The organism is Fluoribacter gormanii (genome assembly GCF_900156395.1).
Taxonomy (GTDB): domain Bacteria; phylum Pseudomonadota; class Gammaproteobacteria; order Legionellales; family Legionellaceae; genus Legionella; species Legionella gormanii.
In genome coordinates, this window is sequence record NZ_FTNL01000006.1 from 46,471 (window position 1) to 60,357 (window position 13,887).

A 13,887-nucleotide genomic window follows, 5' to 3' on the forward strand; every position below is an offset into this window, starting at 1 on the left:
TAGTCGTTCTAAAAACAAATTTTCCTTGTTTTTTTAGGTTATCTTGGTTAAAAATAGTAGGCACAGGAAGAATATTCAACAGAAAGGAAATCGTATGGCTACCAACGCAGAAGAGCTTCAACATCTTATCGAAATTGATATTGCCGAACAAAAACCAACAGAATCCTCCAAAAAAATCAGAGAAGAAGAAATACACTCTCAATTAAAAATTCTCAATGAAGATACAGAACAAGATAAGCTCGAAAAAATTACCATTACTAAAGAAATATTTGAGGAAATTAGAAAAAGTCTACAAGATACTGTCAAAAGCATGGAAAAAAACCCAAGTATTTTTTCGCGCGCCGCAGAATACTGGGGAGAGCTGCCACTTTGGCAAAAAATTATTGGTGGTGTCGCATTAACTGTTCCCACATTAATCATTGGCATCGCGGCACATATTGGTTTTCTCTTAGCACTTTGTGGTGTTACTGCCGTTACTTATGCAGCAGGAGGAGTCATTCTTGATGATCATCACAAATGCAGTACCAGTGCTGTAGAAAGCTTACAAAAAGGAATTTTGGGACTGGCTGATCTTCTTGAATTAACTATTAATGCGCTGGATATTATCCGTAAACAGCTAGCAACAGAAATTCAAAAATTCGTCAAAGAAAATGAAAAGCTTGCAGAAAATATTGAGGCATTAAGCAATCAAATTGATGCAATTGACAAGCAAGTCATCGCTACTTCGAAAGTAAATACAATATTAGGCGAAACCAAAGATGGATTAGTGGCAGTTTCTGAGTCCCTCAAAGAAGGAGTGACCCAACAGGCTGATTTGATGAAACAAAACCAGGAGAAATTGGATCGTATTACGGAAGCATACAGTGCCAATCAAAAGGAATTAGCACTAAAAGTTCTAGAAGTACAAAAAGTAAGATTCGAGCTTGGAGAAGAACTGACTAAAGCGAGATCACTGATAGAAGCACTTCATAGCTCCGTAAGTCAATTGTCACTCGTCGCGATTGGCGATGAGGAAAAACGCCTCGCTTTTCAAAAAAAATTAGATGAATTCATAGAAAATAAAGAAGCAAGTTTTCTGCAAATAGCGGATCGCATTTGTGCATCGGAAGAAAAACTTAAGCTCGTGCAACTAGAATTAGAGAACACAAACAGACGTTATCATGAGCTCCTTCAGATACAGGAAAAGCACATAGATACGCTTAAAATACTTAGTACCCAATCTCCCTCAGAGCAAACTCCGAAAACAACACCGGTTGGCGAGATACTGAGCAATGTGGGGATTTATGCAACGAGACAAGGAGCACCCGTCAGTCAAGCAACCGAAACTCTATCGCCTGAATTTAACTAGAAGTAACTTGATTCATATTCCCTCTCCACATATTTTTTCTAACTGGAGAGGGGGTAGGACAGGCTTTGTAGTCTGAACCTATGAAATGGACCCAGGTTTTCCTAATCCGGTGACTACTTGATGCAAGCTGCTTAGTTAATTATTTTAGGCTATTCTTAGAAATCATAGAGAGCGAAAAGGATTTAATATGAGCTTCAAAGAAAAAGTGGCCATTCTTGGCAGTTCCCGCACTCCATTTGTCAAATCGCAAACCCACTATTTAGGCAAATCCAATCAGGATTTGTTAGGAGCCGCCCTAGCTGATCTGATCAATAAAACCAAAATTCAAGGTGAACTATTGGGTGATTTTATTGCAGGGGCCATTATGAATCATCCTTTTGACTGGAATCTAGCGCGTGAAACTGTCTTGGGCAGCACCCTATCACCTGAAACCCCGGGATTAACCATACAACGTGCCTGTGGTACGGGTTTAGAGGCAATCAACTTGATTGCACTTAAAATTGCCAGTGGGCAAATTACCGCGGGAATAGGGGGAGGGACAGATACGAACTCAGATACCCCATTAATCGGTCAAAGAAAGCTAACCCATTTCTTAATTAAACTTCAACATGCAAAAGGCCTTAAGGAAAAGCTGGGAATTCTCAAAGAATTCCGCTTGGGCATGTTAAAACCTCAATTACCGGAAGTTCGCGAACCGCGAACAGGCCTCTCCATGGGGGATCATTGTGAACTGATGGTTAAAGAATGGCAAATTACCCGTAAGGCTCAGGATGAGTTGGCATTTCGCTCACATCAGCATGCGGCGCAGGCCTATGATGAAGGATTTTATGAAGATTTGATTGCACCTCTCGATTCCTTAAAACGTGATACGATTACTCGCAAAGATACGTCTTTGGAGAGATTAGCGGCATTAAAACCTGCTTTTGATAAATCAGATAAAGGCAGTTTAACAGCAGGAAACTCAACCCCGTTAACCGATGGAGCATCTGTGGTGCTATTAGGCTCTCCTCAATGGGCTAATAGCCATGAGCTGGAGCCACTCGCTTATTTTGTTGATTGTGAGTTGGCTGCGGTAGATTTTGTGCATGGTGCAGGCCTATTAATGGCACCCACGATTGCAGTCTCTCGTTTATTGGCCAGAAATCGCCTCACCTTGCACGATTTTGATTATTATGAAATTCATGAAGCCTTTGCGGGTCAAGTACTCTGTACTTTAAAAGCCTGGGAATCCACTGAATATTGTCAAAAAGTTTTGAACCTCAAAAAACCTTTAGGAAGTATTGATACACAAAGAATGAATATTAAAGGTGGAAGCCTTGCCCTTGGCCATCCATTCGCTGCTACAGGTGGACGATTAGTCGGCGCTGCTGCCAAAATACTCGCCAATAAAGGTCAAGGACGTATTCTTTTGAGCGTTTGTACTGCCGGGGGGATGGGCGTTGCTGCAATTATTGAACGCTAGCCTGGCGTACCCAGCCTAGAAGCGAGTCATTACAAATAAAAACACCACAAAGCCGGGGTTTGCGCTTTACAACACTCAGACGAGTTGATGATTTAAATAAGTGTATAAGGCCTTGCTTCTCCCTGAACTCGTTCACTATGAAGCTCTTTGGCTTTACGGGCAAAAAAATTACTTGCTAGATAGGCGCTAACAGCAACCGTTGAAGACACTGCCTCAGTAGCAGCCAAAGGTGGTTCTTGTTCTACGTCATTCCGCTTAAAGAAAAAGCCGCCGCCATAAGTCGCATTTGCCGCCACATCAATTGTTTTTTTGAGCAACACATTCAAATTATCAAAATACAATGGAATGGTGAAATTACTATCACCCAGATCAATTCCTATTTTAAAAGGCTCGGATATAACCGGGCCATTGTAATGTGCACCGCTCACAAGTTGTTTGCTATGAGGGGGATAAGTAATACTGGGAAAGCTCTTTTCCGAAATATGGAGTACTGCGGCTGTAACTGCATTACTTAGCATGGCATTAGAAACTGCTCCAGTAAACGCTTCCGCGCCTACATATGCATACTCTTTGTAACTAGGCTTAGCAATTTGCATCTCTTTCGTGCGGGCATAATAACGCCGCTCTTCTCTGTTTTGTTGCCAATGGTTAATACTGGCCCCTAAAGTTTTTAAAGCGACACCTGACGCGACACAAATCGCGCTGGCAGTTTGCAGCGTTCCTGCATTAACATAATCAGTGAGGTTGTACGTGGTGCCATTATTTACATGATTATTGTAAGACAAAGGGTACGATTCGTTAAAGCGATAGTTTTCCAAACTTGCCAAGTCAACACCCAGGGTAAAGTTCCCCTCTGCATGAACCGAGCCATAATATGATGCAGTCACATCATGCAAAGAAAGCGCATTAGAAACAGCAAATGCGGCGCCGCCTAGAGAGCATGCCAATGTAGCACAGACGTTCATGGTATCTGCTACTGTATGAACTGTTGTATCAAATACCCAATGAGTTGCCGTCCAAAATTTATCCATCCACCGCATAAATCTACCTTTCTTTAACTATAAAAAAGACTCACTCTATTTTGAATCATTGCAAGTCAAAAGATTGACAAATATCTGTCCGAATTATCAGAACATATCTATTTCAACGGGTCAATATTATTTACCAGCAGGGTTTGGATATTGCTTGAAAGAAATAAAAAGATTGCACTCGCTATCACATCCTAAAATTGATGCAAATAAGAATTTATTTCACTGGCACGGTTAGTAAACAGCCAATTTATCCCACGATTGAGTTCCCTGTATAAACTGTATTTGGAATCGACCATACCCACCCCGATAATTTTTCCGGCCGAGTTTAGCCGGTTAAGGGCTTTGTTACCGATCATAAGATAATGACCCAATACGCCCCCATAATTCTCATTTAAACTAGCATCACAAAATTGATCCACGTTATTATGAACTGCTACCAGCAGCAGTGCATTTTTGGGAAATTTTGACAAAGAAGAAAAAATGGTCGAATTTAAAGTAAGCAAATGATAATGCTCACCAGGAGATAATCCTTGCAAGGATTTGACTAAAGCGTCCTCGTCATAAAAGGGTTCTTTTAATTCGATAAGTAAATGCATGCGCCCCCCATAAGCTGCAATAACCTCATCAAGGGTAGGCACGTCAGGAGCGAGGTCACGTAATTCACTAAAGTTCAAATTGGCAATTGCCCGATCATGTCCCCACAGACGTTTTAGCGTTGGATCATGGTTTACCACAAGCACTTTATCTGCGGTTGCATGTACATCAAACTCAATTCCCCAACAACCCAATTCTTTTGCCAGATCAAATGCGGCACGCGTATTTTCAATAATCCCCTGAGCATTGTTGTGCGCACCCCGGTGTGCAATCAAACGCGCGGTCTTGACCATCTCTAAAGAGGGTTTATCTCGAGGGACAATAGCAAAATAGCGATCCACTATTTTTTGCAATAAGTTAAGTGACACACTGATATCCTTATATTTGTTTACTTTTATTCTAAGCACGGAACATGGAAAACGCAAAAGGAGCTGATTTCTCTTGCAACTTGTGTAAAAATAATAGCCTTTTTAATTGATGAACTGTATATGCCTTTAATTACTACCGAAATTGATCGGGCTATTCGCGATTTAAGAGCAGGGAAACCTGTAGCCATTCCTACAGAAACTGTCTATGGATTAGCCGCACCTATTAATAATGAAAAGGCAATTAGAGCAGTTTTTGCAATGAAAGATAGGCCATTGAATCATCCTTTGATTGTTCATGTTGCCTCCAACTGGGATCTCAACACACTAGTCGAAGATATTCCTGCCTATGCCCAACAGCTCATTAAAAAATTTTGGCCAGGCCCTTTAACTCTGGTGTTGCATTGCAAACGCGAGCAAATTAATCCATTAATTACCGGTGGCCAAACTACAGTAGCGATTAGATGCCCAGCCCACCCCATAGCCCAGGAATTATTAACCAAATTAGACATCCCCTTAGTCGCCCCATCAGCCAACCCTTTTGGGAAGGTAAGCCCCACCACCGCACAGCATGTTAGTGAATCATTCCCTAACCAGGAGTTAACCATATTAGATGGAGGCCGCTGCACAGTAGGGATTGAGTCCACCATCATTGATGCGACTCATGCAGAAAACTATCAGATTTTACGTCATGGACTTATCGATGAAAAAACCTTGGCAAAAGTAATTGCGACACCATCATTTAACCACGAAAACACCCTTCGAGTCCCAGGAAAACTGGAAAGTCATTACCAGCCCCAAAAGATCCTGTACTATTTTACCTCCTACGAAATACTTGCAGATTTTTGCCAAAAAAATCCAGATAAAATCTACGTTATTGCAAGCGATCGACCAGCAGGAACCCGCGAAGATCATTTTCATTTGTTAGAAGATCATCCTGAAAAAGTGGCCTTTGACTTGTATTATCAATTAAGAAAAGCGGATGCATCCGATGCCCAGATTATTGCAATCGAACTTCCTCCAACTACAGGTGAATGGCAAGGAGTAAGAGAGCGTATTTTAAAAGCCGGGACTCCTTATTGCAGTTAATCTGGGAATGATTACCTCATTTAATCTGAAAAATCCATTGACAGAGCAGCAAAATATGAGTACCTTAGCGCCACAATGCCGAGGTGGTGGAATTGGTAGACACGCTAGCTTCAGGTGCTAGTGGGGGCAACTCCGTGGAGGTTCGAGTCCTCTTCTCGGTACCATTTTTTACTGACGTGGTCTGATAGAAGCGACCAACCCAGGGACACAAGAGATTAAGCTACAAAACCTTCCCAAGTAACTATTTGATTTCGTCCATTATTTTTAGCCGTATATAAGGCTTCATCAGCACGCATAAATAAAGAATCTGTATCGTCACCCTGAATAATATTGGTTAAACCAAATGAAACCGTAACAGGAACTCTATTGCCTCGAAAAAGAAAATGGAAATTTTCAATTTCGCAGCGCAGACTTTCAAGTTTTGCTTTAGTTTGCTCTAAAGATAACCCTTCAAAAATAATAACAAATTCCTCACCACCATAACGTGCAAGAAAATCGATAGAACGCATTGAGTCCTGAAATATAGACGCGATTTTCATCAAAACTTTATCTCCTGTAAGATGGCCATATTTATCATTAATATTTTTAAAGTGATCAATATCCGCTAGTGCCAAAACAATATTTACTCCAGTGGTTTGCCAACGAGAATATGCTTTTTTGATAGAAATATTATAAAAATTTCGATTTGCAATTTTAGTAAGTGTATCTAAATTGATTTGTATGCTTTGGTCTAAAATAGTTTTTTTCATTTGGGCATTTTCTTCTTCGAAACTCATCATCTTTTTTTGTAACTCATTAATTTGACTTTCATAGGATTGCAAACGTAAATCTTCTGCCTCTTTATAAGATTGAATTTGACTGCTGATGCAATTCAAACTTTTATTTAAGTAATCAATTAATTGATCAATTGATGTTGCACTCGACATGTTTGATTGAATATTATCCAGTGTAGTCTGAATACCTAATTCCAGTTTATTTCGTTCCTCTTTTGAATTTTTATTATGTTCAAATGTTGTTTTTAAATAATTGTTTACCTGAAAAAGTTGAGTGGTAATCTTTTCAAGAAGAAATTTAAGCTGACCTTGCTCTTTGCCAAATAATTCTATAGCTAGAATTTTTATTTCATCGATTACCTGAATTAACAGGCTAGCATTCAAATTATGCTCTAAGGTTTTTTCTATAGCTACTAGTTGATTAGCAAACTCGGGAGGAGTTTTAAGGCAGTGGAGAAGCTCCCGTAAATGCTCATTAATCTTTTTAGACAAAATCGTCAAATCAGAGTCATCAACTATTTTTTCGGAGTTCTTTTCTAATAAAGTATTTAGCGCAGAAACAACGGAACTTAATTTTTGCTTTATTATTATTGCATCAACATCATCATTGATTACTTCGTTAAAAAAACATACCTTATCATCCCAATCACTACTAAATCCCATTTGCAATCGAGCCAATTCAGATATGCCTTTGCGAAGATGCTTAATCTCATTTTGCATAGTGTCGCAGTTTTCTTCGTAGAATTTGATTGTTCTCACAATTTTATTTTTTAACTCATCATCCATCGACTTCATTGTCAACCTGCCTTATAGCCATCCTTTGGCCTAATCACAATTCATCTAAAATTAGTGCATATCAAATATAAATTCGGCCTTAAAAATAAAGATAATTATAACTCATGAATTTTAAGTGTATGTCAATTATAGTAAATAAAAAGCGATAGTGAATTTCAATAAATATAATCATTATTATTAAATTGAGTATAATACGCATCAAAAAGCAACCCCTTTTTGAAGTAGGCTCTGAAAAATGAAACGCTTCAATTGAACCTATTTTTCCATGCGAATAACTAAATCGTGTGCAAGAAAAGTTAATTTGCTTAAGGTATCATTAGAACAATTCAAAAGGAGGAGTCTATGAACATCATTATTGGCGGCGGAACAGGATTAGTTGGTCAAATATTGGTGCCCGAATTACTTAAGTCCGCACATAATATTTATGTAATTGGACGAGAGGAAGAGAAAATTAAACGTGTCTTCGCAAATACAGTTCATGCGGTCACTTGGGATACGCTTAATACATTAAATCCAAATGAGTTTGATGTAATTATTAATTTGACTGGTGAAAACATTGCCGATCATCGCTGGACTGCCAGAACAAAAGAAAAGCTGCTTTCCAGTCGCATTGAAACCACCAACCAATTGGTACTTTGGGGTATCAAGGCGACCACTAAAAAACCTCACTTGTATAATGCCAGCGCAATTGGCATTTATGGTTTACAGAGGAAACTTGCGCAAGACAATACTATATTTACTGAAACGACTCCCCCTATCAGCTCCCCTAAAACCAATTTTGCAAATCAACTGGTTACTCAGTGGGAAGAAGCAGCAAAAAGAGGCTTTGAAGCGGGTATGCCTGTTACGTTAATGCGTTTTGGCGTGATTTTAAAACGCGGTGAAGGCATGTTAAAAAAATTGGAATTACCCGCCCAATATGGGATGGGCGCGGTGATTGGTTCTGGAGAGCAACCCCTTGCATGGATTGATAGCACCGATCTGGTTGAGGGGATCCTGTTTTTGATATCACATCCCGAAATTACAGGGCCAGTAAACCTGGTTGCACCAGAGCAGGTGTCACAAAAAACATTTACCAAAACGTTAGCTCAGGTACTCAAAAAGCCGGCGTTAATGTGGATGCCTGCATGGGCTGTTCAACTTTTGTTTGGTCAAATGGGTGAGGAGCTATTATTGTCAGGACAAACTGTTGCGCCACAACGATTGTCAGAGTATCAATTTAATTTCAAATACCCGACTTTATTGTCCGCTTTAACTAAAGAATTAAGAGGTTAGGAATTATTATGAGTCTTCGATTATTATCCTTAGATGAAGTCCAGCAAAGCATCACCATGAGCCAAGCAATTAAGGCAATGGAAAATGCATTTATTCAATTAGCAAAGCAACACGCTAAATTACCTTTAAGAACGGGGATCACTATCGATGAAGAAGATGCGCTCACTTTAACCATGCCTGCCTATCTAGCTCAAGATAAGGCATTGGGATTGAAAGTGGCTTCCATTTTTCCAAAAAATAGTACCCGCAATAAACCCTCTATTACTGGTTTTATCATGCTACTTGATGCCACCACTGGCGAACCTCAGGCACTCATGGATGCGAGTTATCTCACTGCATTAAGAACCGGGGCTGTTTCTGGATTAGCAACTCAATATTTTGCAACAGATGATGCAACCCATGTTGCAATCATCGGCTCAGGAGTTCAAGCAGAAACTCAACTTCAAGCTGTTGCAACTGTACGTGATATAAAGAGAGTATCCATATGGTCAAGGAATATTAAGAATGCAGAACAATTTGCAGCTCAATTCGCCAACCAATACACCATCAATGTATATGACCATATTTCTTTAGCGGTTAAAGATGCGGATATTATCTGTACAGCGACTGCCAGTACCGAGCCATTGATTCACTTGCGCGACGTGCAGCCTCATGTCCATATTAATGCCATAGGCTCACATACTGCGATGATGAAAGAAATCAGTACCGAAGTACTCAAACAGGCTGTCGTAATTGTTGATCAACTAAGTGCGGTTATGGCCGAAGCAGGTGAAATCATTAGTGCAGTACAACAAAATCAGTTAAAACAAGAGGAAATTGTTGAGCTTGGTAACTGGTTAATAGACAAAAACACCGAATATAAAGACCAACTCACCGTATTCAAATCAGTAGGGCTCTCAATACAGGATTTAAGTGTTGCCTCTGTTGTTTATCAGAATGCTATAAACAAGAACTTGGGAACGTTATTTGCATTAACGTAATGAGCGTTAGTAAGACTGTAACCCGGGTGTTCGGTACGCAACACCCGGACTGCATTTTGTACCACGTCATTCTGAGGAGTTGACGATAAAGAATCTCCTGATTTTCGCAGCTATTTAATTTCGCCCAATGCCTCGCCCAAACGTATTGTACTTCCTGCTTTTAAAGCATCATGCCAATTCACTTGCGCGCCATTTGCAAACAACAAGACAACGGTTGAACCTAATTTAAAGTAGCCCATTTCATCGCCTTGGGCGATCATCATTTGTTCTTTATCCTGATTGTATTCAAAATCAATACGGGTCTTACTCCGTTTGATGTCCCCATGCCAACTGGTCCCTATCGCGCCAACTATAGTTGCGCCAACCATCACCATCACCATAGGACCTACTTTGGTAGAAAAAAAGATTGCCAGTCGAGCATTACGCGCAAATAATTTCGGCACAACTCGAACAGTTGAAGGCTGAACTGAAAATAAAGCCCCCGGAATATAGGTCATCGATATGATTTGAGCATCCATAGGCATATGCACCCGATGATAATCTTTGGGTGATAAATACAACGTAGCAAAACAGCCATTGATAAATTGAGATGCCACATCTTTATTGCATGCCAAAAGATCTGCGACAGAATAATAATGGCCTTTTGCCTGAATTAATTGGCCTTGTTCTATAGATCCTAGCTCGCTAACACAACCATCTACTGGAGAGATAATGTCTGCATGGGCCAGCGGCCTACATTCCGGTTTCAAATGGCGGATAAAAAAATCATTAAAACAAGGGTATGCGGTAGGATCTTCGATAAGAGCCTCATTCATATTGACCTGATATTTTCTTATAAATCGCTGAATAATATAATTTTTTACTGTGGCATTTTTTACTTCAGCCAAACAACCCGCAAGGGTTGTAAGACCATGCTGAGGAATCAGGTATTGAGGTAATGTTTTTATTAAATCAAAAGACATGCGCAACTCTCACCGCGTTTTAAAAAAAGGAATCATAACCTATACTTCCAATGGTCACAAATATTGTGGTGTAGGTTCCTTGTTATTACTAGCTTCTCCGAAGGTAAGTTGTAACTGACGATGCGAAGCAGAAATCGTTTCATGATGATATTTCAGATTCGCAAGATAAAATGCTTTATGCGGCTCATTTAAATTAAATTGAGCGACGACTTGATATTTTGGCTCTTGCAGCATCACCGGGTATTTAGAGACTTCTTTTTTAATTGTTTCTATTATTTTGACAAACAAACACTCATTTAATGTTGACGCCTCACCTCCATTCATAAAGATCATGGCAAGTGCTTTCGAGTTACAATTTCCTTCTAAATAACCTTCTACTTCCGATCTTCTGGAAACACCTATAAGATTTCCCCATGTTTTCGACTCATATTTTGTTAATGTAGAATTGATTAAGCTCCTAAATGATTTAGGGGTGAGTGTATCTACCCAATCATAAAGCGCCTTATACACCATGTTGATGCCTCCATCACTATAAGGGTGCGTAAAGCGCTTGTTTTCCTTCGCAAAAGATACTACATCGCTGGTAAAATCAGCGATACCCTTTTCAAAACTCTTCTCCCTGATTGCCAGATCAATACTGGGTATAGGATGTTTTTGTAACATAAGAGGGGTAAGCCCTTGTATAAGCAAAGTATTCAACGCCCCTTTATCTTGGGTCCCTGAGCTTAAAATATAAGCCAAGCGATTATCACCACTTTCACTTCCACTTGTTTTTAAATACTGCCTCACTGGCTCCGATCTTTGACGGAATGATATTGCAGGCACCAAGGGAGCATATTTTTTATCAATGATTTCGATGATATAACGCTCTAACTCCTCAGGCTTAATGGTTTTTGCCCAAACAAATAATGAATCACAATATTGTTTTTTCACATCTTCATGCGTAAAAGGTAATACATCTTTTTTAACTGCAAGTAATGCTTTCTCCATAAGCTCGTCAGTAGTGGTCAAATGCAATTGGAAATTCACCTGCTCTGCCATCAACTTAAGGCTTGAGGCAATACTGTTAAATTCAGCTGCATGAGTTGTCGTATTTGCTAAAGCCTGGCGAATTTTTAAGTTATAGGTTTGATGGAGCAAGCTTAGTTTATTTGCAAATTCAAGATTGTCCTCTTCTGAAAGATCCTTACGTTCCTTTTCATAATAAGCTTTTGTAATATCACGAAACTCATTAACAAATGCGACCATTGATAACACTGCATCACGCAATTTACTGTCCTTATCGACACTAATTTTCGTTTCAATTGTGTCAGCAGAGAGTAAAGGAAGATTTCCAAATAACTCCCATGCACTGGTTAACGTTTCATCGGTGGCTGTTTTGCTAACCAGCTCAGAGATTTGTACATAAGGTGGACTGGTAGCCTCTTTAAGTAATGCATTCGTTAGTCTGTATGAACTGTAAATCAATTCTTTTATTATTGGAGTAAATGCATCACGCCAAACTTGGTGGTAACGTTTTTGCAATTCGCCAAGATCATATTTAAGTGTCTCTTCTTTGGCATAGGTTGTTTCATTTTCCTTTTTGACCCATTCCTCAATGTTACGATAAAAAGAAGGCTTTTGGTAAAGAGCCAAATAGGTAGGTGATAATGGTATTCCATAGCGATTGTCAGAACATCCCATATAAAAAGCTACAACTCGATATAAATTATCATAATGTTCCTGATACAAGTCCATCATAAAATCGACAAATGACTTTTTGTTTGTCTCTTCATTACAAAAGCGGGGAAACAGCTCTTCATATTTTGCCCTTAAGCTAGGATCGGTCTCATCTAAGGAAGCGTAATTTAAGGGCAGATCCCCAAACAGCTCTGTTAAACGTTTGCGTTGTATCTCCGGCTGAAACGTTAATAAAGCTTTTAAAGCCGCAGCAAGCTTTTGTTCTTGCGCGACAGAATTCTGCGCTAAACGTGCAAATTCAACTGGGTCTGCATAAGCTTTCGGTAATAGTTTAAGAGCCTGCTCTTGTACTCCGGGTACGATTACCGGAATGGTTACTTGCCCTGGATGTTGATAAGGTGGCCAGTGATAAGGCATCGACTCCTGAACATTGGGAAAAGCCTCATAATCATGGACAGTTAGAGTAACGTGTTTTTTGGGGACGCCGATTACCGACCTTGGCTCTTTCATATAAATAGTGAACCAATAGAAAAACATATCAAAATCGATATCGCCAGCTAGACTCAGGTTATGCGGATGCGCATCATCATCATCAAGAAACCATCTGCCGAGTAGAAGTTCCATGATGTTTTTTTCAATAAGTGTTTTCACACTGGGCGCAACTTGTTCCTTTAAGGAACTATTTATAGGAATGCCTTCTTTAGCAAAATGAAATGGCTTAAAATCTTCCACTCCAATAGATAGTGTACCGATTAATATATCTTCGGTGTGGCCTCTTTTCGATGTGATTTCCAGGATATGGCTCTTTACCGATTGAAGCTGCTCTACTGTTAAAGGCAATTCAAGATTAAAGTCTTTTATTTCCTTGATTGAAATCGTGTCTTTTTTTATCGATCCATCAGGGGCCGTAACAATGTATTTAAGCGAATCTTGTTGATCTAATTTAATATAAAGTGTGTTGTCTTTTAGTGTATTGCTCAAATCAACACTGTCTGACATTAATTCAATATCATACTCTTCAAATACCAAACGCTCTTCAGCAGATCTTTTTCCTTGGAATAACCTTTTAAATGATGAAGTTGCTACACTTATTTTGGCTAATAATTCAGGGTAGTGATTTTTAGGTTCTAATTTTTTAAAAAAAGCCTTCTTGGTAACACCATCTTCTTCAAAACTAACATGAAATGTTTGATGAGAGCTATCCGAAATAGCCGTTTTTGTAGAATAAGTGAGTTGGCGATGTCTCAGCGCCTTTTTTGGAATTCCCATATGTTTAATCCATTAAATCACAGTCGTCCTTTAGAATAGTTCATATTAAGCAGAAATATTCAATAAGTTCAAGAATAATTTTCAAACAGATAACAAGGAAACTAAACAGTAAGATTCAAGCGCTAACCACATCACTAAAAAATAGTCTTTCGATGAAGTTCTTTGTTTTTTTTACTATAACGGATCAAGTTAGTCGTGGTCTTTTGCTAAAGAATGCCCTAGCCCGGAGGGAGATAAGTTCTCGGGCTAAGGCTGTAGCAGTTA

10 protein-coding genes and 1 tRNA gene are annotated in these 13,887 nt (G+C 39.3%); 6 read left to right on the forward strand and 5 right to left on the reverse strand.

Annotated elements, in window-relative coordinates; all coding sequences use genetic code 11:
• The first annotated feature begins 94 nt into the window (after positions 1-94).
• Together BW930_RS05400 and BW930_RS05405 are read left to right on the forward strand one after the other, a co-directional pair.
• On the forward strand, positions 95-1,348 hold the full coding sequence (locus BW930_RS05400; RefSeq protein ID WP_058469326.1) for a LegC2/C7 family Dot/Icm T4SS effector: 1,254 nt from the start codon (positions 95-97) through the stop codon (positions 1,346-1,348).
• Between the two features lie 187 nt (positions 1,349-1,535).
• A complete protein-coding gene (locus BW930_RS05405; RefSeq protein ID WP_058469325.1) occupies positions 1,536-2,810 on the forward strand; it encodes an acetyl-CoA C-acetyltransferase in 1,275 nt (424 codons plus the stop codon).
• Between the two features lie 92 nt (positions 2,811-2,902).
• Here BW930_RS05405 and BW930_RS05410 read toward each other — a convergent pair whose 3' ends face one another.
• Positions 2,903-3,850 (reverse strand): hypothetical protein, encoded by a 948-nt coding sequence (locus tag BW930_RS05410; RefSeq protein WP_058469324.1) that lies wholly within the window; start codon positions 3,848-3,850, stop codon positions 2,903-2,905.
• Positions 3,851-4,032: 182 nt separating this feature from the next.
• Positions 4,033-4,803, reverse strand: coding sequence for a glycerophosphodiester phosphodiesterase (locus BW930_RS05415; protein ID WP_058469323.1), 771 nt, complete (start codon positions 4,801-4,803; stop codon positions 4,033-4,035).
• 120 nt (positions 4,804-4,923) lie between these two features.
• Here BW930_RS05415 and BW930_RS05420 point away from each other — a divergent pair, with 120 nt between their 5' ends.
• Both BW930_RS05420 and BW930_RS05425 read left to right on the forward strand, forming a co-directional pair.
• Positions 4,924-5,889, forward strand: coding sequence for an L-threonylcarbamoyladenylate synthase (locus BW930_RS05420; protein WP_058469322.1), 966 nt, complete (start codon positions 4,924-4,926; stop codon positions 5,887-5,889).
• Between the two features lie 77 nt (positions 5,890-5,966).
• Positions 5,967-6,053, forward strand: a tRNA-Leu gene (locus tag BW930_RS05425).
• 51 nt (positions 6,054-6,104) lie between these two features.
• Here the strand turns inward: BW930_RS05425 and BW930_RS05430 are convergent.
• Complete coding sequence (locus BW930_RS05430; protein WP_058469321.1) at positions 6,105-7,448, reverse strand: GGDEF domain-containing protein; 1,344 nt, start codon at positions 7,446-7,448, stop codon at positions 6,105-6,107.
• A 351-nt stretch (positions 7,449-7,799) separates the two neighbouring features.
• On the opposite strand from BW930_RS05430, the gene BW930_RS05435 reads away from it, so the two are divergent.
• Together BW930_RS05435 and BW930_RS05440 are read left to right on the forward strand one after the other, a co-directional pair.
• Positions 7,800-8,732 (forward strand): TIGR01777 family oxidoreductase, encoded by a 933-nt coding sequence (locus BW930_RS05435; protein ID WP_058469320.1) that lies wholly within the window; start codon positions 7,800-7,802, stop codon positions 8,730-8,732.
• An 8-nt stretch (positions 8,733-8,740) separates the two neighbouring features.
• Entirely contained in the window at positions 8,741-9,712 is a 972-nt protein-coding gene (locus tag BW930_RS05440) for an ornithine cyclodeaminase family protein (protein WP_058469319.1), read from the forward strand.
• A 110-nt stretch (positions 9,713-9,822) separates the two neighbouring features.
• Here the strand turns inward: BW930_RS05440 and asd are convergent, their stop codons facing one another.
• Complete coding sequence (asd, locus tag BW930_RS05445) at positions 9,823-10,674, reverse strand: archaetidylserine decarboxylase (protein ID WP_058469318.1); 852 nt, start codon at positions 10,672-10,674, stop codon at positions 9,823-9,825.
• A 54-nt stretch (positions 10,675-10,728) separates the two neighbouring features.
• Entirely contained in the window at positions 10,729-13,623 is a 2,895-nt protein-coding gene (locus BW930_RS05450; protein WP_058469317.1) for a hypothetical protein, read from the reverse strand.
• Between the last annotated feature and the right edge of the window lie 264 nt (positions 13,624-13,887).